Raw genomic sequence first — 22,079 nt, 5'->3', positions numbered from 1 at the left:
ACGAGTGTCTCTGATCGCTTCTGACCACTTCCGCATCGTTGTCGGCCTCGGCAAGAGCGGCATGTCCCTGGTTCGCTTCCTGGCGAACCGGGGCACGTCGTTCGCTGTGGCCGACACGCGGGAAAATCCACCGGAACTGGCCACGCTCAAGCGTGACTATCCGCACGTGGAAGTGCGTTGTGGCGAGCTGGACGTCGAATTCCTCTGCCGTGCCGACGAGCTCTACGTGAGCCCCGGCCTGGCGCTGGCGACCCCGGCCCTGCAAGCCGCCGCAGCCCGTGGCGTGAAAATGTCCGGCGACATCGAGTTGTTCGCGCGTAACGCGCGGGCGCCGATCGTCGCGATCACTGGCTCCAACGCGAAAAGCACCGTTACTACTCTGGTCGGCGAGATGGCGGCTGCGGCCGGCAAGCGCGTCGCCGTTGGCGGCAACCTAGGCACGCCGGCGCTGGATCTGCTCAGCGATGACGTCGAGCTGTACGTCATGGAGTTGTCGAGTTTCCAGCTGGAAACCACCGACCAGCTCAACGCCGAAGTCGCCACCGTACTGAACATCAGCGAAGACCACATGGATCGCTACAGCGGTCTGCCGGCGTATCACCTGGCCAAGCACCGGATCTTCCGGGGCGCGAAGCAGTTTGTGGTCAACCGTCAGGACGCCCTGAGCCGTCCATTGATCGGCGAAGGCCAGCCATGCTGGACCTTTGGCCTGAGCAAACCGGATTTCAAAGCGTTCGGCATTCGTGAAGAAGACGGCGAGAAGTACCTGGCCTTCGAATTCCAGAACCTGATGCCGGTGCGTGAACTGAAGATTCGCGGCGCGCACAACCAGTCCAACGCTCTCGCCGCATTGGCACTGGGTCACGCGGTGGGCCTGCCGTTCGACGCCATGCTCTCTGCATTGCGTACGTTTGCCGGCCTCGAGCATCGTTGCCAGTGGGTGCGCGATCTCGACGGCGTGGCCTATTACAACGATTCCAAAGCCACCAACGTTGGCGCCGCTCTGGCCGCCATCGAAGGTTTGGGCGCAGACATCGATGGCAAGGTCATTCTGATCGCTGGCGGTGACGGCAAAGGCGCCGAATTCAACGATCTGCGTGATCCGGTGGCGGCCAACTGCCGCGCTGTGGTGCTGATGGGCCGCGACTCCGACAAGATCGGCGAGGCCATTGGCGATGCCGTGCCGCTGATTCGCGCGACCTCGCTGGTCGACGCCGTCGCGCAATGCCGCGCCGCTGCCCAGCCGGGCGATGTGGTGCTGCTGTCGCCGGCCTGCGCCAGTTTCGACATGTTCAAGAATTACGAAGACCGTGGTCACCAGTTCGTCCGCGCTGTGGAGGAACTGGCATGAACCTGAGAAACATCATCAAGCCGTACCCGTCGCCGCTGATCACCGGGCGTGGCATCGACCTCGACTTCCCGATGCTCGCCGGTTGCCTGGCGTTGCTCGGTCTCGGCCTGATCATGATCGCCTCGGCGTCCACCGAAGTGGCGGCGGCGCAGTCGGGCAGTCCGCTGTATTACATGATTCGCCACCTTATATATGTGGTGCTGGGTCTGGGCGCGTGCATTGTCACCATGATGATCCCGATCGCCACTTGGCAGCGCCTCGGCTGGATGATGCTGATCGGTGCGTTCGGCCTGCTGGTGATGGTGATCATCCCCGGCATCGGCCGCGAAGTGAACGGTTCGATGCGCTGGATCGGTTTCAGCTTCTTCAACGTGCAGCCGTCGGAAATCGCCAAGGTGTTCGTGGTGATCTACCTCGCCGGTTATCTGGTGCGTCGGCAGAAAGAAGTACGCGAAAGCTGGATGGGCTTCTTCAAGCCGTTCATCGTTCTGCTGCCAATGGCCGGTCTGTTGCTGATGGAACCGGACTTCGGTGCCACCGTAGTCATGATGGGCGCGGCGGCGGCGATGCTGTTCCTTGGCGGGGTCGGGCTGTTCCGCTTCTCGCTGATGGTAGTGCTGGCGGTTGGCGCGGTGGTTTTGCTGATCCAGATGCAGCCGTATCGAATGGCGCGTCTGACCAACTTCGCCGACCCGTGGGCCGACCAGTTCGGTGCCGGCTATCAGTTGTCGCAGGCCTTGATCGCTTTCGGTCGCGGCGAGTGGCTGGGCGTCGGCCTGGGCAACAGCGTGCAGAAACAGTTTTATCTGCCGGAAGCGCACACCGACTTCGTGTTCTCGGTGCTCGCCGAAGAACTCGGTGCAGTCGGTTCGCTGTGCACCGTCGCGCTGTTCGTGTTCGTGTGTATTCGCGGCATGTACATCGGCCTGTGGGCGGAGAAGGCCAAGCAGTTCTTTGCCGCTTACGTGGCTTACGGCTTGTCGTTCCTGTGGATTGGTCAGTTCCTGATCAACATCGGTGTGAACGTCGGCCTGCTGCCAACCAAGGGTCTGACCTTGCCGTTCCTCAGTTACGGCGGCAGCTCGCTGGTGATCTGCTGCGCCTGTCTGGGCCTGTTGCTGCGCATCGAGTGGGAGAGTCGAACCCACCTGGGCAGCGAAGAGATGGAATTCCAGGAGAGCGACTTCGCCGAGGAGCCGACTCATGGGCGCTAACGTATTGATCATGGCCGGCGGTACCGGCGGCCACGTGTTCCCGGCGCTGGCCTGTGCCCGCGAGTTTCAGGCGCGCGGCTACACCGTGCACTGGCTCGGCACGCCACGCGGGATCGAAAACGAACTGGTCCCGGCGGCAGGGCTTGAACTGCACCGGATCAACGCCAGCGGTTTGCGCGGCAAGGGCAAGCTGTCGCTGCTCAAGGCGCCGCTGATGCTGCTGAAATCGGTGTGGCAGGCGCGGGCGATCATGCGCCGTCTGAAACCGGTGTGCGTGGTTGGCTTCGGCGGTTACGTGACCGGCCCCGGCGGTCTTGCCGCAAAACTGGCCGGCGTGCCGGTGATCGTTCACGAGCAGAACGCTGTCGCCGGCACCGCCAATCGGTTGCTGGTGCCGTTCGCCGCCCGAGTGTGTGAAGCGTTCCCCGACACCTTTACTCTGTCGGACAGCCGCCGTACCACCGGTAATCCGGTGCGCAGCGAGCTGTTCCTCGACACATCGCGGCCGGCACTGGCCGGGCGCAAAGCGCGTTTGCTGATCCTTGGCGGCAGCCTGGGCGCAGAACCGTTGAACAAATTGCTGCCTGAAGCCCTGGCCCAAGTCGCTGCCGACCTGCGCCCGGAAGTGTTTCATCAGGCCGGCAAAAATCACGATGAAGTGACTGCCGAGCGTTACCGCGCCGTGGGTGTGGAAGCGCAGGTGCAGCCGTTCATCAAAGACATGGCCCAGGCCTATGGCTGGGCTGACCTGGTGGTGTGCCGCGCTGGCGCGTTGACCATCAGTGAGCTGGCGGCCGCCGGTCTGCCCTCGATGCTGGTGCCTTTGCCCCACGCGATCGACGATCACCAGACCCGCAACGCCGATTATTTGGCCCGCGAAGGCGCTGCCTTCCTGATGCCGCAAAGAACGACTGGTGCCGCGGATCTTGCCGCGCGCCTGACAGAGGTCTTGATGCAACCGCAACGACTCGAAGCAATGGCCCAAGCGGCCCGCCGACTGGCCAAACCCGATGCCACCCGTAGCGTGGTCGATACCTGTCTGGAGGTGGCCCATGGTTGAGAATCAGAAAGCCATGCCACAACCGGAAATGCGCCGCATCCGTCGCATCCACTTCGTCGGCATCGGCGGCGTGGGCATGTGCGGTATCGCTGAAGTGTTGTTGAACCTGGGCTATCAAGTCTCCGGTTCCGACCTGAAAGCCTCGCCGGTCACCGAGCGCCTGGAATCGTTTGGCGCGCAGATCTTCATCGGTCACCGTGCTGAGAACTCCGCTACCGCCGACGTGCTGGTGGTGTCGAGCGCAGTGAACACGTCCAACCCGGAAGTGGCGACTGCCCTTGAACGCCGCATTCCAGTGGTGCCGCGCGCAGAAATGCTCGCCGAGCTGATGCGCTATCGCCACGGCATCGCCGTCGCCGGTACCCATGGCAAAACCACCACCACCAGCCTGATCGCTTCGGTGTTCGCGGCCGGTGGTCTGGACCCGACATTCGTGATCGGTGGTCGCCTGAATGCTGCGGGCACCAATGCCCAGCTCGGCACCAGCCGTTACCTGATCGCCGAAGCCGACGAAAGCGATGCGAGCTTCCTGCATCTGCAGCCGCTGGTGGCCGTGGTCACCAACATCGACGCCGACCACATGGCGACCTACGACGGTGACTTCAACAAACTGAAGAAAACCTTCGTCGAGTTCCTGCACAACCTGCCGTTCTACGGTTTGGCGGTGATGTGCCTGGACGATCCGGTGGTGCGCGAAATCCTGCCGCTGGTGAAACGTCCGACCGTGACCTACGGCTTCAGCGAAGACGCCGACGTACGCGCAATCAATGTCCGTCAGCAGGGCATGCAGACCTTCTTCACCGTGCTGCGCCCGGATCGCGAGCCGCTGGACGTGTCGGTGAACATGCCCGGCAACCACAACGTGCTCAACTCGCTGGCGACCATCTGCATCGCCACCGATGAAGGCGTCAGCGATGAAGCCATCGTTCAGGGCCTGTCGGGCTTCCAGGGCGTTGGCCGACGCTTCCAGGTCTATGGCGAACTGCCGGTGGACGGCGGCAACGTGATGCTGGTCGACGACTACGGGCACCACCCGACCGAGGTCGCTGCGGTGATCAAAGCCGTGCGCGGTGGCTGGCCGGAGCGTCGTCTGGTGATGGTCTACCAGCCGCATCGCTACAGCCGCACCCGTGATCTGTACGACGACTTCGTCAATGTACTGGCCGACGCCAACGTGCTGCTGCTGATGGAAGTCTATCCGGCCGGCGAAGAGCCGATCCCGGGCGCCGACAGCCGCAAGCTGTGCAACAGCATCCGTCAGCGCGGTCAGCTCGACCCGATCTACATCGAGCGTGGCGTTGACCTGGCGCCGTTGGTCAAGCCGCTGCTGCGCGCGGGCGACATTCTGCTGTGCCAGGGCGCGGGTGATATCGGCGGTCTCGCGCCGAAGCTGTTGAAAAGTGAATTGTTCGCCGGCGCCGTGGCGGCGTCGGTCGAGGGGAAGTTGAAATGACTGCTGCCTACGCCAAGCTGTTCTCCACCATCGCGCCGAAAGACTTCGGCCGCGTCGCCGTGCTCTTCGGCGGCCTGAGTGCCGAGCGTGAGGTTTCGCTGAAATCCGGCAACGCCGTGCTCGAAGCGCTGCAAAGCGCTGGCGTCGACGCGTTCGGCATCGATGTGGGCGAAGACTTCCTGCAGCGTCTGCTCAGCGAAAAGATCGACCGCGCGTTCATCATTCTCCACGGTCGCGGCGGTGAAGACGGCAGCATGCAGGGCCTGCTCGAGTGCGCCGGCATCCCGTACACCGGCAGCGGCATCCTCGCCTCGGCACTGGCGATGGACAAGCTGCGCACCAAGCAGGTCTGGCACAGCCTCGGGATTCCGACGCCGCGTCACGCCGTGCTGTGCAGCGAAGCCGATTGTATTTCGGCAGCGACGGAACTGGGCTTGCCTTTGATCGTCAAACCGGCGCATGAAGGTTCAAGTATCGGGATGGCCAAAGTGAATTCTGCGTCCGAGTTGATCGACGCATGGAAAGCGGCCAGTACCTACGATTCGCAAGTGTTGGTCGAGCAATGGATTCAAGGTCCGGAGTTCACCATCGCCACCCTGCGTGACCAGGTGTTGCCTCCTATCGCCCTGGGTACACCGCACACGTTCTACGACTACGACGCCAAGTACATCGCCAACGATACCCAGTACCGCATTCCGTGCGGGCTCGACGCGGCCAAGGAACAGGAACTCATGGAACTCACGGCCAAGGCCTGTGAGGCGCTGGGTATCGCCGGTTGGGGCCGGGCGGACGTGATGCAGGACGCCGACGGGCAGTTCTGGTTCCTCGAAGTCAATACCGCACCGGGCATGACCGATCACAGCCTGGTGCCGATGGCGGCGCGGGCTGCCGGTCTGGATTTCCAGCAACTGGTTCTGGCCATTCTGGCCGCCAGCGTTGAAGACGCAGGCGCAACAGAGGCGCGAGGTTAAGACCATGCAAGGCGCTCATCTCAGACATCAGCCACCCGCACCCGGCCGCAAGCCGGTGCCGCGGGGTGCCAGCCGAATGGTGGCGAAAGAGCCGATGTCCGCGCGCCTGCCGAAAGCCAATTTCGGCTTTCTGAAAAGCCTGTTCTGGCCGGTGCTGCTGGTGGCGCTGGGCTTTGGTACGTACGAAGGCGCGCAGCGTTTGCTGCCGTACGCCGACCGGCCGATCAGCAAGATCGCGGTGCAGGGCGACCTCAGCTACATCAGCCAGCAGGCGGTGCAGCAGCGGATCGCGCCGTTCGTGGCGTCGAGTTTCTTCACCATCGACCTCGCCGGTATGCGTACCGAGCTCGAGCAGATGCCCTGGATCGCCCACGCCGAAGTGCGTCGGGTGTGGCCGGATCAGGTAGTGATCCGCCTCGAAGAGCAATTGCCGGTGGCGCGTTGGGGCGACGAGTCGTTGCTCAACAACCAGGGCCAGGCGTTCACGCCCAAGGAACTGGCGAATTATGAACACCTGCCGCAGCTGTTCGGCCCACAACGGGCTCAGCAGCAGGTGATGCAGCAGTATCAGGTGCTGAGCCAGATGCTGCGGCCGCTGGGTTTTTCGATCGCACGCCTGGAATTGCGTGAACGCGGCAGCTGGTTCCTGACCACCGGTGCCGGCAGTTCCGGCCCCGGCATCGAGTTGCTGCTGGGACGCGGCAACCTGGTGGAAAAGATGCGCCGCTTCATCGCCATCTATGACAAGACGCTGAAAGAGCAGATTACGAACATTGCGCGCATCGATCTGCGCTACGCCAACGGCCTCGCTGTTGGCTGGCGGGAACCCGTAGCGCCGACGACAGCCCAACCCGCTGTCGCAAAGAATTAAGAAGAGGCAGGACCCATGGCAAACGTGCAAAGCGGCAAAATGATCGTCGGTCTGGATATCGGCACCTCCAAAGTGGTGGCTCTGGTAGGCGAGGTCGCGGACGACGGCCAGCTGGAAATCGTCGGGATCGGCACGCATCCGTCCCGCGGCCTGAAGAAGGGCGTGGTGGTCAACATCGAATCCACCGTGCAGTCGATCCAGCGCGCGATCGAAGAAGCCCAACTGATGGCCGGCTGCCGCATTCACTCGGCGTTCGTCGGCGTGGCTGGCAATCACATCCGCAGCCTGAATTCCCACGGCATCGTTGCGATCCGTGATCGCGAAGTCAGCTCGGCTGACCTTGAGCGTGTGCTCGACGCCGCTCAGGCCGTAGCGATCCCGGCTGACCAGCGCGTGCTGCACACCCTGCCGCAGGATTACGTGATCGATAACCAGGAAGGCGTGCGTGAGCCATTGGGCATGTCCGGCGTGCGTCTGGAAGCCAAGGTTCACGTGGTTACCTGCGCCGTCAACGCTGCTCAGAACATTGAAAAATGCGTGCGTCGCTGCGGTCTGGAAATCGACGACATCATTCTCGAGCAACTGGCCTCGGCCTACTCGGTGCTGACCGACGACGAGAAAGAACTGGGCGTGTGCCTGGTCGACATCGGCGGCGGCACCACCGACATCGCGATCTTCACCGAAGGCGCGATCCGTCACACCGCGGTGATCCCGATTGCCGGTGATCAAGTGACCAACGACATCGCCATGGCGTTGCGCACTCCGACCCAGTACGCCGAAGAGATCAAGATCCGTTACGCCTGCGCCCTGGCCAAACTGGCCGGTGCCGGTGAAACCATCAAGGTGCCGAGCGTCGGCGACCGTCCACCGCGTGAGCTGTCGCGTCAGGCCCTGGCCGAAGTGGTCGAGCCGCGTTACGACGAACTGTTCACCCTGATCCAGGCCGAGCTGCGTCGCAGCGGCTACGAAGACCTGATCCCGGCGGGCATCGTGCTCACCGGTGGTACTTCGAAAATGGAAGGCGCCACTGAACTGGCCGAAGAAATCTTTCACATGCCGGTGCGCCTCGGTGTGCCACATGGCGTGAAAGGTCTGGATGACGTGGTGCGCAACCCGATTTATTCCACTGGCGTCGGCTTGTTGATGTACGGCCTGCAGAAGCAGTCCGACGGAGTTTCGTTCTCCGGCATCGGCAGCCGCGACAGCTACAGCAGCGAAGAGCCTCAGGCGCCGCTGCTGGACCGACTGAAAAAGTGGGTTCAGGGCAATTTTTAAAAGCAGCCTGGAGCGACAAGCTTCAAGCGGCAAGCAACTGCAGTAGATACACCGCAACAAACAGCAGTAGGCGAAAAAACTAGAGAATGTAAGGAGAGGGAAAATGTTCGAACTCGTAGACAACATCCCCGCAAGCCCGGTAATCAAAGTTATCGGTGTCGGCGGTGGCGGCGGCAACGCTGTCAATCACATGGTCAAGAGCAACATCGAAGGCGTTGAGTTCATCTGCGCCAACACCGATGCTCAAGCGCTGAAAAACATCGGCGCGCGGACCATCCTGCAACTGGGCACTGGCGTGACCAAGGGCCTGGGTGCCGGCGCCAATCCTGAAGTCGGCCGTCAAGCCGCTCTGGAAGACCGCGAGCGCATCGCTGAAGTGCTGGCCGGCACCAACATGGTGTTCATCACCACCGGCATGGGCGGCGGTACCGGTACCGGTGCAGCGCCGATCATCGCCGAAGTGGCCAAGGAAATGGGCATCCTGACCGTTGCGGTCGTGACCCGTCCGTTCCCGTTCGAAGGCCGCAAGCGTATGCAGATCGCCGACGAAGGCATTCGCATGCTTTCCGAAAGCGTCGACTCGCTGATCACCATTCCGAACGAAAAACTGCTGACCATCCTCGGCAAAGACGCAAGCCTCTTGTCGGCTTTCGCCAAGGCTGACGATGTACTGGCCGGTGCCGTTCGCGGTATCTCCGACATCATCAAGCGTCCGGGCATGATCAACGTCGACTTCGCCGACGTGCGCACCGTGATGAGCGAAATGGGCATGGCGATGATGGGCACTGGCTGCGCCAGCGGTCCGAACCGTGCACGTGAAGCCACCGAAGCGGCAATCCGCAACCCGTTGCTGGAAGACGTCAACCTGCAAGGCGCGCGCGGTATTCTGGTGAACATCACCGCCGGTCCTGACCTGTCTCTGGGTGAGTACTCCGACGTTGGTTCGATCATCGAAGCCTTTGCTTCCGAGCACGCGATGGTCAAGGTCGGTACCGTTATCGATCCGGACATGCGCGACGAGCTGCACGTAACCGTGGTTGCCACCGGTCTGGGCGCGAAAATCGAGAAGCCTGTGAAGGTCATCGACAACACCGTTCACACCTCCATGGCCTCGGCGCAGGTGCAACAACCGGCTCCGGCCCGTCAGGAGCAGCCAGCGGTGAACTACCGTGATCTGGACCGTCCGACCGTCATGCGCAACCAGGCTCAGGCCGGTGCTGCGGCTGCCGCGAAGATGAATCCGCAGGATGACCTGGATTACCTGGACATTCCGGCATTCCTGCGTCGTCAGGCCGATTGATGGAATGTATCAGGGCTATGAAGGTGATTGGTGTTCAGCAAAGGCATGGTCTGCTATCATCGCCAGCCTTTGTTGATACCAGTTCGCAATTTGCGCTGAAGCGGCCCAAGCCATGATTAAACAACGCACACTGAAAAATATTATCCGTGCCACAGGTGTAGGCCTGCACTCCGGTGAGAAGGTCTATCTGACCCTCAAGCCTGCGCCTGTCGACACTGGCATTGTGTTTTGTCGCGCTGACCTCGACCCTGTGGTGCAGATTCCTGCCCGCGCGGAAAACGTCGGTGAAACCACTATGTCGACGACGCTGATCAATGGCGACGTCAAAGTGGACACGGTAGAGCACTTGCTCTCGGCCATGGCTGGCCTGGGCATCGATAACGCCTACGTCGAGCTCTCCGCGTCCGAAGTCCCGATCATGGATGGCAGCGCTGGACCCTTCGTATTCCTGATTCAATCGGCAGGCCTGGAAGAACAGGACGCCGCCAAGAAATTCATCCGCATCCTGCGTGAAGTGACAGTGGAAGATGGCGACAAGCGCGCCACTTTCGTCCCTTTCGAAGGCTTCAAGGTGAGCTTCGAGATCGATTTCGATCACCCGGTATTCCGGGACCGCACCCAGAGTGCAAGCGTGGATTTTTCCAGCACTTCGTTCGTAAAAGAAGTCAGCCGCGCCCGTACCTTTGGCTTCATGAGTGATATCGAGTACCTGCGCAAGCACAACCTCGCACTCGGCGGCAGCGTGGAAAACGCGATCGTGGTCGACGCTGATGGCGTGTTGAACGAAGACGGTCTTCGTTATGAAGACGAATTCGTCAAACACAAGATCCTCGACGCGATTGGCGACCTGTACCTGCTGGGCAACAGCCTGATTGGTGAGTTCAAAGGCTTCAAGTCCGGTCATGCACTGAACAACCAGCTGCTGCGCAAATTGATTGAGCAGACAGATGCGTGGGAAGTGGTGACGTTCGAAGACGCCAGCACCGCACCAATCTCTTACATGCGCCCGGTTGCGGCGGTGTAAGTAAAAAACCTCTCTAGTTTTTTGAAGGCCATCCTCGGATGGCCTTTTTTTATACCTGTGATTTTTGCTTTGTCTGCACCGGCCTCATCGCTGGCAAGCCAGCTCCCACAGGTTTACGGGTGAGACAAAAATTTGCAGCGCACCTCAAATCCTTGTGGGAGCTGGCTTGCCAGCGATGGGGCCATTACCACCATTGCAAGACTTCAGGTTGATACCACCACCCGATTGCGGCCCCCTTCCTTGGCCTGATACAACGCCTTGTCCGCTGCAAACAACAACTGCTCCAGTGTCATCTCGCTTGCCGATGTCCATGTGGCAATGCCGATACTCACGGTCATCGCCCGCTCAGCGCCTTCGACCCAGGGCAAGTTTTCCACAGCCTGGCGAATCTGCTCGGCGATCTGCTGCGCCCCGGCGCTGTCGGTCTCGGCGAGAATCACCGAAAATTCTTCACCGCCATACCGCGCGACCAGATCCGCCGGACGCCGCACGTTCGCGGTGATTACCTTGGCCAGTTCACGCAAGACTTGATCCCCGGCCTGATGGCCATGGCGATCATTGAAGGCCTTGAAGTGGTCGGCATCGATCATCATCACCGACAGCGGCTGGCCCGAGCGTTGCGCGCGGAACCATTCGTGGCGCAGGGTCTGATCGAGCATGCGCCGGTTGGCCACGCCGGTCAGGTCATCGGTGGCAGCCAGTTGCGCCAGTTCGCGTTCGGCGCGATGGCGCAAACGCAGTTCCCGAGCGAGCAGCCAGGTCAGCCACAACAGCCCCAGGCACAACACGCCGGTGGCGCCGCTGATCAGAATCGCCGTGCGCCGCCAGGTGCCGAACACCTCCTCGCTGGACAGCGCCACCATCACGGTCAACGGCAGATTGCCCACCCGCGAGTAGGTATAGAGCCGGCGTTGTTTATCCATGCTCGAGGTACTGGTGAAACTGCCGCTGCCATCGCGATCGTTGAGAATCCGCACGACGTTGGGCCGGTTGCCGAAACTCTTGCCGACCGAATCGCTTTGCAGATACGGCTTCTGCGCGAGCAGCACGCCATCGCTGTTGATGATGTTCAACGTGCTGTCGGTGCCGATGTCGAGGCTCTTGAACAGGTCGTCGAAGTAGTCGAGTTTCAACGAAGCGACGGCAACGCCGAGGAATTCGCCGGTCTGCGAGGAAATGCGCCGGCTGAAGCTGATGCGCCACTGATCAGCCTCTTCGCAATCGCAGCGGGTCTTGAACGGGCGGCTGATGAACATGCCGATGTCGCGGTTGAATGCGTGGGCGAGAAAATAATCGCGATCGGCGAAATTGCCCGGTTTCGCTTCGATGCGCGAGGAGTCGGCGATCACCTCGCCATGCTTGTCGAGCAGGAGGATGTCGCCCTTGAAGCGCGCGGTGGCAGAGCGATCAAACAGCGCCAGATGACGGATCTGCGGCGAGACGTTCTGCAGGTCGTCACGCTGGGCGGCGGCGATCAGGCCTTGCAGCGTCAGGTCGTACAGCTCGACGGTGCGCAGCACATCGGCGTCGATCAATTGCGCAATGGTCGTGGCGCGGCGCGTGGCGACTTCCTGCGCACTGGCGTACTCGCGGATCAGCAGGAAGGTGACGATGCACACCATCGCAATCACGGTCAGCAGGCTGCCAAGGATCAGCAGGCGCTCGGGGCGACCGGTAAGGCCTGTGATGGAAGGCGTGCGGCTGGTGATCATGATGGGGAGCCGGTTGAAGTGGTTTCATAAGCTTAGTTGGGCTGACGCCGGACGAACCTGTGGGAGCGAGCCTGCTCGCGAAAGCGGTGTGTCATTCAACACAGATGTTGACTGACAATCAGCTTTCGCGAGCAGGCTCGCTCCCACAGGGGAAATCACAGGGTCTGAAAAGCGCAGCGCCGATCTTAGAAGACGTTGACCGGGTAGTCGATGATCACGCGGTATTCATCTGTATCCGAATCAATCGCGCCGTAGCCGTTGCCGCCCCGGTTGGTGGCCCATTGCAGGCGCACCGCGAGATCCTTGGCCTGGCCGCTTTGTACGACGTACTGCAAATCGATGTCGCGTTCCCAATGCTTGGCGTTGCGGCCATCGGCGCTGTACCAGCTGGAATAGCCTGTGCTGTCCGGGTCGGCTTTGGTCAGGTCCACCGTGCCGCGCGAGTAGGACAGCGCCGAAGTCAGGCCGGGCATGCCGACACCGGTGAAGTCATAGGCGTACTTGAGCTTCCACGAGCGTTCGTTCGGGCCGTTGAAGTCCGAATACTGCTGCGAGTTGTCCAGATAAACGCTGTCGCCCTGGCTGATGTAGTCGAACGGCGTGTTGCCGTTGACCCGCTGATAGGCGGCAGTGACGCTGTGGCTGCCGATGCCAACGGTGAAATGCGCGCTCCAGGTGTTGTTGTCGATGTTGCCGAGCAGCGCATCACCGGTGTCTTGCGTGTGATAGAAGTGCAGGCCCGGGTTGAGGCTGACCAGATCGTTCAGTTGCCATGTGTAGTCGAGATCGTAGTAGTACTGGTTCCAGATGTCCTTGAGCTCGGACGCGTAAAGGCTGCTCGTCAGGCCTTCAATGCCGCTCCAGGCCACACCGGCCCAGTTCAGGTGGCGGCTTTCGTCACCGGCGGCGAGGGTGCCGTACGACGTACCAATTCGCGTATGACCGCTCTGGTTATAGGGATTGGTGAAACTGGCCTGGCCACCTTCGATCAGCCAGCCGTCGAAGCTGCGGTTACTCAGGCTGATGCCACGAAACGTCTGCGGCAGCATCCGCGTGTCGCCGCCGGCGATGACCGGGTTGGTGAGGAACAGGTCACCGGCCTTCAGCTCGGTCTCGAAGGCGCGCATCTTCAACGTCCCGCCTGCGGTGGAGAACGAGCTCGGCGCTTTGCCGTTGCCATCGCTGATCGGCAGGATGCTCGAACCGTCGGTCCCGCCTCCGCCGTCGAGTTTCAGGCCGAGCATGGCGTGAGCATCGACGCCGAAGCCGACCGTGCCTTCGGTGTAGCCGGACTGGAACACCCCGAGAAACCCCTGGCCCCACTCGATATTGTCGTCCGCCTTCTGCAAGCGGTTGCGATTCATGTAGTAGTTGCGGGCGTTGAGGTTGAGGCTCGAGCCTGCGACGAAGCCTTGTTGGGCAGACTCATCGGCGTGGACAGCGGGGGCAATCGTTGCGGCAATTGCAATGAACAGCGGGGTGAGGCGGGCAGGGTAAAACACGTGCGGTGGAGCTCCTTGGGTCAGCGGGCCGCTCTGGTTCTTGAGCGGCTTGATGTTTCTTGTTTTTTCAGACGCGCCAGACGGCTTTCAGACCACAATGAAAAAAGGCCGCTGAATGGCAGCGGCCTGGAGTGACGACGGTTGAACGGGAAGAGCCAAACAACCGCGTCGAGGGAAACCTTTCGCGGTGCGACTCAGCTGTCTTTCTCGAGCGCTTGAGCCTGGGAAGTAGCGGCCTGCGGGGATTGCGTCGCGTCTTGAGCCTTGGCCATCACTTCGGCCTGATGCTGATCGAATGCCTGCGCGCGAGCGACGTTGTGCGCCACGAACGCTTGCGATTCTTCAGCCATCGCCATCGGCGACAGGATCAATGAGGACAAAACGAATGCGCTGGCAATACCCATACTGTTGGACATCTTGAAAACCTTCTCGCTTGGCGAGTGCTGTTTGGTGCGGGCAAAGATAAGGTTGCCGGGGGTTGGGAAACAGCGCGATTTTCATAAATGACTGTTACAGCAAAAGCAAAGATCGGCACGGGGAACGACCCAGTCTGTGCGTAATGGTGGCCTGTGGCGAGGGGATTTATCCCCGTTGGGCTGCGAAGCGGCCCCAAGAATTCCAGCCTCAAAGATTCTTGGACCTTGTGCACAGGATTTGCGACTGCTGCGCAGCCGAGCGGGGATAAATCCCCTCGCCACAGGGCTTGGCTCAGCATTCAGACCGGGAGGTTGATGCCAAAGGTGTTCATGCCCCGATCACTGCGCACAAACACATCCCCGCCATGCATCAGCGCAATCGCCTTGACGATCGCCAGCCCCAGGCCGTGGTTGTTGCCGCTGTTGCTACGCGAGGCATCAACCCGATAAAACCGCTCGAACAACCTCGGCAGATGCTCGCTGGCAATCGGCGTCCCGGGATTGGCCACGCCAATGCTCACCTGATGTTCTTCAACTTCGATGCGCACTTCGATCACTTGACCCGGTTCGGTGTGCTGCACCGCGTTGCTCAGCAAATTGATCAGCGCCCGGCGCAGGTGCGCGACCTCGATCTGCACCTGCGCATCGCCGCTGACCTGCACTTCAACCTGCGCGTCTTCAAGAATGAAATCCAGATAGTCCAGCGTCGTCGCGACCTCATCAGCCAGTGACGTCGAGGTCAGTTTGGTCGCCTTGTTGCCCTGATCGGCGCTGGCCAGAAACAGCATGTCGTTGATGATCGAGCGCAGTCGCTCCAGCTCTTCGAGATTGGATTGCAGCACTTCGAAATAGTGTTCGGCGGAGCGCCCACGGGTCAGTGCGACCTGGGTCTGGCCGATCAGGTTGGTCAGCGGCGAACGCAGTTCATGGGCGACGTCGGCGTTGAACGATTCCAGCCGTGAATAGGCCAGTTCGACCCGTTCCAGAGTTGAGTTGAACGATTCGACAAACTGCTCCAGTTCCGGCGGCAGCGGCGACAGACGCAAGCGCCCGGCGCGCAGCGGTGGTGCCAGACGCTGGGCTTCCTGCGATAGTTTGATCAACGGCTTCAGACCGATTCTTGCGACCCAATAGCCCAATGCAGAGGCCAGCAGCACCCCGACAATCGCCAGACTGATCAGGGCGATGAGCAAGTGATGCTGGGTCTGATGCAGCGTCTCGGTGTCGATGCCGATCATGAAACGCAACGGCGGGCGCTGATCCTTGGCGGGGAACTGACTGACCAGCACTTTCAGCGGGTAGGGTTGATCGGGCAGTTGCAGATCATGCATGCCCAACGGGCCATTGATGGCGGCACGAATCTGCGGGGTAAGGTTGCCGTATTCGTAGCGCGGATCACCGCTGCTGATCCAGAAGCTGATGCGCTTGTCTTCTTCGCCGAGCAGCTTGAGCTTGTTGTTGATCTTCACCCAATGCTCCGGCGTGCCGTAACGGCCGACGGTGGATTCGAGCACGCTGTACCGCGCATCCAGCTCGGCTTCGGGCAACAATCCCAAGCCCTTGTCGACCTGCTGATACAGCGCGCCGCCGATCAACAGAAACACCAGCAGCGCCACCAGCGTGAACATCCCGCTCAGGCGCAGGGCAATCGAATTACTGGACACCACGGCTCTCCAGCACATAACCCATGCCGCGGATCGTGTGCAGCAGTTTTTCGTTGAACGGCCCGTCGAGCTTGGCGCGCAGGCGTTTGATCGCGACTTCGACGACGTTGGCGTCACTGTCGAAATTGATGTCCCAGACCATTTCCGCGATTGCGGTCTTCGAAAGGATTTCACCTTGCCGACGGGCCAACACGCTCAACAGCGAGAATTCTTTAGCGGTCAGATCCAAGCGTGTGCCGGCGCGGGTGGCCTTGCGGCTGATCAGGTCGATCCACAGGTCGGCGATGGTCACTTGTACCGGTTCGTGGCCGCCGCTGCGTCGGGTCAGCGCTTGCAGCCGGGCGACCAGTTCGAGAAAGGAAAACGGTTTGCCGAGGTAATCGTCGGCGCCGTCGCGCAGGCCTTTGATGCGGTCTTCGACGCGCTCGCGGGCGGTGAGCATGATCACCGGGGTCTGCTTGCGCGCACGCAATGCGCGCAGTACGCCGAAGCCATCGAGCCCCGGCAGCATGACGTCGAGCACGATAACTGCGTAGTCGCATTCCAGCGCCAGATGCAGGCCTTCGACGCCGTCGCGGGCAAGGTCGACGGTGTAGCCCTGTTCGCTCAGGCCACGGTGCAGATAGTCCGCGGTTTTTTCTTCGTCTTCGATAATCAGGACGCGCATGACCGCCTCAGTCTGTGGTCGCCAGTGCCGTTGCGGGCGTTGGGGCTGGTGGGTGTGAGTGCCGGTGAAACAGCCGCTCGAGCCATAAGTATATGACCGGCGTGGTGAACAGCGTCAGCATCTGGCTGACCAGCAAACCACCGACCACGGCAATGCCCAACGGCTGGCGCAGTTCGGCGCCGGTGCCGTAACCGAGCATCAGCGGCAACGCACCGAGCAGGGCGGCGAGGGTGGTCATGATGATCGGCCGGAATCGCGTGATGCACGCCTCGAAAATCGCTTCCTGCGGCGCCAGGCCGCGCTGGCGCTGCGCTTCAAGCGCGAAGTCGATCATCAGGATGCCGTTCTTCTTGACGATACCGATCAGCAGCACCAGCCCGATCAACGCCATGATCGAAAAGTCCTGGCCGCAGATCCACAGCATGATCACCGCGCCGAGGCCTGCCGCCGGCAGGGTCGAAATGATCGTCAGTGGATGCACGAAGCTTTCATAAAGCACGCCGAGAATGATGTACACCGCCACCAGCGCCGCCAGAATCAGCCACGGCTGGCTGGCCAGCGAACTCTGGAAGGCCTGCGCCGCACCCTGGAAATTGCCGCTGATCGCAGCGGGCATGCCGATCTCGGCCTTGGCCTGATTGAGCTGAATCACCGCATCGCCCAATGCCACGCCGGGGGCGAGGTTGAATGACATATTGGCGGCGGGAAACATGCCGTCATGGGCAATCGACAGCGGGCCGATGGTTGGCGCGTCAAATCGGGCCAGCGCCGACAGCGGCACCATTTCCCCACTGAGCGGCGAGCGCAGATAGAAATAGTTGAGGCTTTCGGCCTTGCCGCGCTGTTTGGTGTCCAGCTCGAGAATCACGTTGTACTGGTTGACCTGGGTCTGGAATTCATTGATCTGCCGTTGGCCGAACGCATCGTACAGCGCCTCGTCGACATCGCTGGCGGTCAGGCCGAAACGCGCGGCGGCGCTGCGGTCGATGCTGATATGGGTGATGCTGCCGCCCAGTTGCAGATCGTTGGAAATGTCGCGAAACGCCGGGTTGCTGCGCAGTTTCTCGGTCAGGCGCTGGGTCCAGGTGGCGAGGGTCGCGCCGTCATTGCTCTTGAGTACGTATTGGTACTGCGCACGGCTGGGGCCGGAGCTGAGGTTGATGTCTTGCCCTGCGCGCAAATACAGAACGATGCCGGGGACTTTCATCAGTTGCGGGCGGATGCGATCAATGAACTGGCTGGCGCTGACATCGCGATCGCCACGTTTTTTCAGGGCGATCCAGAAGCGCCCGTTGGCGATGGTCTGGTTGCTGCCGGAAACCCCGACCGAGTGCGAAAACGCCTGCACCGCCGGATCGGCTGCAACGATTTCGGCCATCGCCAAGTGTTTTTTCACCATGTCGCCGTAGGAGATATCCGCAGCGGCTTCGGTGGTGCCGAGGACAAAACCGGTGTCCTGCACCGGGAAGAACCCCTTGGGAATGAAAATGTAACCGGCAACAGCCAGCGCCAACGATAAACCGAACACACCAATCATCAGTTTCTGGTGGTCGAGGGCGCGGCGCAGGCCTTTTTCGTACCAGCCGAGCAAGCGCTCGCTGAAACCCGGTTTGGCGCTGGCGTGATGCACCGGTTTGCGCATGTACAGCGCAGCAAGGGTTGGCGCCAGTGTCAGCGAGACCACCACGGAAATCATGATGGTCGAAGTCGCGGTCAGGGCGAATTCCTTGAAAAGGCGCCCGACCACACCGCCCATGAACAGCAGCGGAATGAATGCCGCCACCAGCGAGAAACTGATCGAAACGACGGTGAAGCCAATCTCGCCGGCTCCCTTGATCGCCGCCTCGCGCATATCGTCACCGGCCTCGAGATGGCGATGAATGTTTTCCACCACCACGATCGCATCGTCCACGACGAAGCCGACCGCGACGACGATCGCCACCAACGTCAGGTTGTTCAGACTGAAGCCGAGCACGTACATCAGGGCGAAACTGGCGATCAGCGAGACACCGAGCACCGCCGAGACAATCAGCGTCGCCGACAACTGCCGCAGGAACAGCGCCATCACCGCGACCACCAGCAGGATCGCGATCAGCAAAGTGATCTCGACTTCATGCAGCGAGGCGCGAATGGTCTGCGTGCGGTCGATCAGGGTTTTCACTTGCACCGAGGCCGGCAGCATCGCTTCGAGGCCGGGCAGGGCGGCCTGAATGCGGTCGACGGTTTCAACGATGTTGGCGCCGGGCTGGCGGAAAATCACCAGATTCACACCCGGGCGATCACCGGCCCAGGCCTGCACGTAGGCATCTTCCGCACCGTTGACGACTTTGGCGACATCGCGCAGGTGAACCGGGGCGCCATCCTTGTAGGAAACGATGAGCTCGCTGTAGTCCTCAGGGTGGAACAACTGGTCGTTGGTCGACAGCGTCGAGATGCTCGATTCGCCGTACAGCGCACCTTTGGCCAGATTAAGGCTGGTCTGCTGGATCGCCAGCCGAATGTCGGCCAGCGTCAGGCCGATGGCCGCGAGTTTGTCCGCCGAAGCTTGTACGCGAATCGCCGGGCGTTGCTGACCGGTGATGTTGATCTGGCCGACGCCGTCGATCTGACTGATCTGACGCGAGAGCAGGGTTTCCACCAGGTCGCTGAGTTCGGTGCCGGGCATTTGCGTCGAGCTGACGCTGAGAATCAACACCGGGCTGTCGGCCGGGTTGACCTTCTTCCATGTTGGCAGCGTCGGCATGTCTTTGGGCAACTTGCCGGCGGCGGTATTGATCGCCGCCTGTACTTCCTGGGCGGCGGTGTCGATGCTTTTGTCGAGGGTGAACTGTAAGGTCAGCAGAGTTGAGCCCAGCGCGCTGCTCGAGGTCATCTGGGTCATGCCGGGGATGGCGCTAAATTGCACCTCCAGCGGCGTCGCCACCGAGGAAGCCATGGTGTCGGGGCTGGCGCCGGGCAACTGTGCCGAGACCTGGATCGTAGGAAACTCCGCTTCCGGCAGTGGCGCAATCGGCAAACGCGGGAAGGCAATTACGCCGACCAGTACCAAAGCGAACGTCAGCAAAATCGTCGCTACCGGGTGATCGATGCACCAGGTCGAGATGCCCTTGTGCGAGTTCATGGCTTGGGCTCCGCCTGCACCACTTGCGGCGGCTCACTCATGACTTGCACGCTCGCCCCGGGCTTGAGCCGCGACTGGCCGTCGGTCACCAGTACGTCACCGGTGTTGACGCCTTTGATGATGTCCTGACCGCTGCCCTGATAAATCATCTGTACCGGCACTGCCTCGACCTTGTCGTCCTTCACGCGGTAAACAAAGTGTTGTTCGAGGCCACGCTGTACGACGGTGGGCGGAACCACCAGCGCATCTTTATCCACAGCGGTCTGAATTTTTACCGTCACCAGCAAACCCGGCCAGAGCTTCTGGCTGGCATTGGCGAACTCGGCCTTGGCGCGGATGGTGCCGGTGTTGGCGTTGATCTGGTTGTCGATCAGGGTCAGCTGACCTTCGCCGAGCAGATTGCCGGTTTCGCCATCGGTGCCGGCGCCGATGTAAGCCTTGACCGGTGCGCGTTGCGGATCGCTGATCAGGCTCTGCAGGGTCGGCAGCATCTGCTGCGGCAGGGAGAACTCGACGGCGATCGGGTCGATCTGCGTGACGGTGAACAGGCCCTGGGTGTCGGTCATGCGCAGGAAGTTGCCTTCATCGACGGTACGAATACCGACGCGCCCGGTGACCGGCGAGCGAATCTGCGTGTAGGACAGCTGCACCTGCGCCGCATCGATCGAGGCCTGATTGCCTTGTGCCGTGGCTTTGAGCTGGTTGACCAGCGCTTGCTGCTGGTCGAAGGTCTGCTTCGACACGCCGTCGTCGACGCTGAGCAATTTGTAGCGCTTGAGATTGACCAGCGCGACCTGCAACTGCGCCTGGCTCTCGCCCAACTGCGCTCGGGCCTGGTCGAGGCTGGCGCGGATCGAGCGGTCGTCGATGGTGGCGAGCAGGTCGCCTGCTTTGACCAGTTGGCCTTCCTTGACCAGAATTTTCGTCAGAATGCCGTCGATCTGCGGACGCACCACCACGCTGTGCAGCGAAAGCACCGAGCCGATGCCGCTGGTGTAACGCGGCACGTCTTTGGCGCTGACCGTCACCACCCGCACCGGGATGGCGGTCGGACTGGCCAGTTTGGTCGGCGCTGGCTTTAGCGCGAACCACAGGCCGGCGGCTGCCAGCAGAATCAGAAAAGTGGCCAGCAGGATTTTGTTTTTCTGGATGGACATGCGCGGCGCCGAAGTCTGGAGTTTGGGCAGATTGACCAGTTATAAACCGGTCAGGCGGTCGGCAGGGTGACGGCTGGCTGTCAGGATTGTCAGTTTCCGACGTTAATTGCACTGGCTGCGATTACCGTTGACTTGATAAGTCCCTAAAAGGGACCTATCGTTCCTTTTTTGGGACTCTTCGGTTTGCGCCAGTGGAAAACCTTTCTTTAAGCGAAGCCCTGTTCACCGCCACCCAGCAAAAAGTGTTGGGATTGTTGTTCGGCAAGCCTGACCGGACGTTCTACGCCAACGAAATTGTGCGCTGGGCACAGGTTGGCAAAGGCGGCCTGATGCGTGAGCTTGATCGATTGCAACGAGCCGGGATCCTCAGCATGACACGAGTGGGTAACCAGACCCATTACCAGGCCAATCCCGCATGTCCTATCTACGCGGAGCTTCTGGGCATCACGCGCAAGACATTCGGTTTTGCCGAGCCTCTTCGTCAGGCATTAGAACCGTTTGCCGAACAGATCACGTGGGCGTTCGTGTATGGCTCCATCGCCAAAAACTCGGCGAACACACTCAGTGACATAGATCTCATGCTGATTGGCGAAGGCCTGAACTACAGTGAGTTGATGGAGCGACTCATGCCGTTGGAGGAGCAATTGGGGCGTCCCATCAACCCGACGCTATACACCCCGCAAGACTGGGCCAGGAAGCTGGCGGCACAGAACAGTTTTGTCATGCGGGTGATGCAGCAGGAAAAAATCGATCTGTCAGGGGCAAACCCTTTGGAGTCCAAGGATGGGCAGCAACGAGAGTCTGGAGAATCTTCTACGTAGCGGTGTACTGAAAGCGGAGCCACCTGACCGCAAGGAGTGTGAAGGTCTGATGCGCTCGGCTTTGGACAGGCTCAAGGATGCGCACACTTGCACACTGTCGTTTTCCAGCCGGTTCGATTTGGCCTACAACGCCGCTCACGCGCTGGCGCTGACGGCTCTTCGCTTGAGTGGCTATCGATCGGACAAGCGCTATCTGGTATTCCAGTGCCTGATCCATACCACGCAAAGCAGTAAGGTTCAGGTGCGATTGTTTGCGCTATGCCACGAGCGGCGCAATCTCGCCGAATATGAAGGCTATATGGATGAAGATGACGCGCTTCTTGAGCAATTGCTGGAGAGCACGTCGCAATTGTTGGGTGACGTTCAACAACGCATGAACTGAAATATCATCACGCAGTGTCAGTGCCAGGCAGCCATTCAGCGCATCGCGCAAATCTTCAGATGCCGAGCCAGAGCGCACAGGTATACTGCGCGCCTTTGCGGCTCACTGATCGGGCCGA

The 22,079-nt window shown here is 60.9% G+C and carries 18 protein-coding genes; 11 read left to right on the top strand and 7 right to left on the bottom strand.

What is annotated here, in order from left to right; genetic code table 11:
* Window positions 1-4 precede the first annotated feature (4 nt).
* The 9 genes from murD to lpxC all read left to right on the top strand — a co-directional run bounded on the left by murD (window position 5) and on the right by lpxC (window position 10,519).
* Entirely contained in the window at window positions 5-1,351 is a 1,347-nt protein-coding gene (gene murD / locus KVG87_RS15765; RefSeq protein WP_076564071.1) for a UDP-N-acetylmuramoyl-L-alanine--D-glutamate ligase, read from the top strand.
* The gene (ftsW, locus tag KVG87_RS15760) at window positions 1,348-2,565 is read left to right on the top strand and encodes a putative lipid II flippase FtsW (RefSeq protein ID WP_016773276.1); all 1,218 of its coding nucleotides are present in this window, start codon (window positions 1,348-1,350) and stop codon (window positions 2,563-2,565) included. Before murD ends, ftsW begins: the two co-directional genes overlap by 4 nt.
* A complete protein-coding gene (gene murG / locus KVG87_RS15755; RefSeq protein WP_016773277.1) occupies window positions 2,555-3,625 on the top strand; it encodes an undecaprenyldiphospho-muramoylpentapeptide beta-N-acetylglucosaminyltransferase in 1,071 nt (356 codons plus the stop codon). The genes ftsW and murG overlap by 11 nt, the downstream gene beginning before the upstream one ends.
* Window positions 3,618-5,078 carry a UDP-N-acetylmuramate--L-alanine ligase gene (gene murC / locus KVG87_RS15750; RefSeq protein ID WP_217851471.1) on the top strand — a complete coding sequence of 487 codons (1,461 nt, stop codon included), beginning with the start codon at window positions 3,618-3,620 and terminating at the stop codon, window positions 5,076-5,078. Before murG ends, murC begins: the two co-directional genes overlap by 8 nt.
* Window positions 5,075-6,049, top strand: coding sequence for a D-alanine--D-alanine ligase (locus KVG87_RS15745; protein ID WP_016773280.1), 975 nt, complete (start codon window positions 5,075-5,077; stop codon window positions 6,047-6,049). Before murC ends, KVG87_RS15745 begins: the two co-directional genes overlap by 4 nt.
* Window positions 6,050-6,053: 4 nt before the next feature.
* Window positions 6,054-6,920, top strand: a complete 867-nt coding sequence (locus tag KVG87_RS15740; protein WP_073473459.1) for a cell division protein FtsQ/DivIB — start codon at window positions 6,054-6,056, stop codon at window positions 6,918-6,920.
* A gap of 15 nt (window positions 6,921-6,935) precedes the next feature.
* Window positions 6,936-8,195 carry a cell division protein FtsA gene (ftsA, locus tag KVG87_RS15735; RefSeq protein WP_016773282.1) on the top strand — a complete coding sequence of 420 codons (1,260 nt, stop codon included), beginning with the start codon at window positions 6,936-6,938 and terminating at the stop codon, window positions 8,193-8,195.
* A gap of 103 nt (window positions 8,196-8,298) precedes the next feature.
* Complete coding sequence (gene ftsZ / locus KVG87_RS15730; RefSeq protein WP_016773283.1) at window positions 8,299-9,495, top strand: cell division protein FtsZ; 1,197 nt, start codon at window positions 8,299-8,301, stop codon at window positions 9,493-9,495.
* 112 nt (window positions 9,496-9,607) lie between these two features.
* Window positions 9,608-10,519, top strand: coding sequence for a UDP-3-O-acyl-N-acetylglucosamine deacetylase (gene lpxC / locus KVG87_RS15725; RefSeq protein WP_007916984.1), 912 nt, complete (start codon window positions 9,608-9,610; stop codon window positions 10,517-10,519).
* A 203-nt stretch (window positions 10,520-10,722) separates the two neighbouring features.
* On the opposite strand, the gene KVG87_RS15720 is transcribed toward lpxC, so the two are convergent.
* The 7 genes from KVG87_RS15720 to KVG87_RS15690 form a co-directional block, all read right to left on the bottom strand.
* Complete coding sequence (locus KVG87_RS15720) at window positions 10,723-12,231, bottom strand: sensor domain-containing diguanylate cyclase (protein WP_217851469.1); 1,509 nt, start codon at window positions 12,229-12,231, stop codon at window positions 10,723-10,725.
* Window positions 12,232-12,416: 185 nt separating this feature from the next.
* A complete protein-coding gene (locus KVG87_RS15715) occupies window positions 12,417-13,733 on the bottom strand; it encodes an OprD family porin (protein WP_217851467.1) in 1,317 nt (438 codons plus the stop codon).
* A 194-nt stretch (window positions 13,734-13,927) separates the two neighbouring features.
* Window positions 13,928-14,149 (bottom strand): hypothetical protein, encoded by a 222-nt coding sequence (locus tag KVG87_RS15710; protein WP_016773285.1) that lies wholly within the window; start codon window positions 14,147-14,149, stop codon window positions 13,928-13,930.
* Between the two features lie 299 nt (window positions 14,150-14,448).
* Complete coding sequence (locus KVG87_RS15705; RefSeq protein WP_217851465.1) at window positions 14,449-15,813, bottom strand: heavy metal sensor histidine kinase; 1,365 nt, start codon at window positions 15,811-15,813, stop codon at window positions 14,449-14,451.
* Window positions 15,803-16,480 carry a heavy metal response regulator transcription factor gene (locus KVG87_RS15700; RefSeq protein WP_110603080.1) on the bottom strand — a complete coding sequence of 226 codons (678 nt, stop codon included), beginning with the start codon at window positions 16,478-16,480 and terminating at the stop codon, window positions 15,803-15,805. Before KVG87_RS15700 ends, KVG87_RS15705 begins: the two co-directional genes overlap by 11 nt.
* A 7-nt stretch (window positions 16,481-16,487) precedes the next feature.
* Window positions 16,488-19,601 (bottom strand): multidrug efflux RND transporter permease subunit, encoded by a 3,114-nt coding sequence (locus KVG87_RS15695; protein ID WP_217851463.1) that lies wholly within the window; start codon window positions 19,599-19,601, stop codon window positions 16,488-16,490.
* Entirely contained in the window at window positions 19,598-20,758 is a 1,161-nt protein-coding gene (locus KVG87_RS15690; protein ID WP_217851461.1) for an efflux RND transporter periplasmic adaptor subunit, read from the bottom strand. Before KVG87_RS15690 ends, KVG87_RS15695 begins: the two co-directional genes overlap by 4 nt.
* Window positions 20,759-20,949: 191 nt before the next feature.
* Between KVG87_RS15690 and KVG87_RS15685 the strand changes: the two genes are divergently transcribed.
* Together KVG87_RS15685 and KVG87_RS15680 are read left to right on the top strand one after the other, a co-directional pair.
* Window positions 20,950-21,579, top strand: coding sequence for a nucleotidyltransferase domain-containing protein (locus KVG87_RS15685; RefSeq protein WP_217851459.1), 630 nt, complete (start codon window positions 20,950-20,952; stop codon window positions 21,577-21,579).
* Window positions 21,542-21,961, top strand: a complete 420-nt coding sequence (locus tag KVG87_RS15680; RefSeq protein ID WP_122611828.1) for a hypothetical protein — start codon at window positions 21,542-21,544, stop codon at window positions 21,959-21,961. The genes KVG87_RS15685 and KVG87_RS15680 overlap by 38 nt, the downstream gene beginning before the upstream one ends.
* Window positions 21,962-22,079: the final 118 nt, after the last annotated feature.

Origin of the sequence: Pseudomonas siliginis, assembly GCF_019145195.1 — a bacterium.
GTDB classification, from domain to species: domain Bacteria; phylum Pseudomonadota; class Gammaproteobacteria; order Pseudomonadales; family Pseudomonadaceae; genus Aquipseudomonas; species Aquipseudomonas siliginis.
The sequence above is the reverse complement of the archived record's forward strand: the minus strand, read 5'-3'. Positions and strand labels throughout refer to the sequence as shown.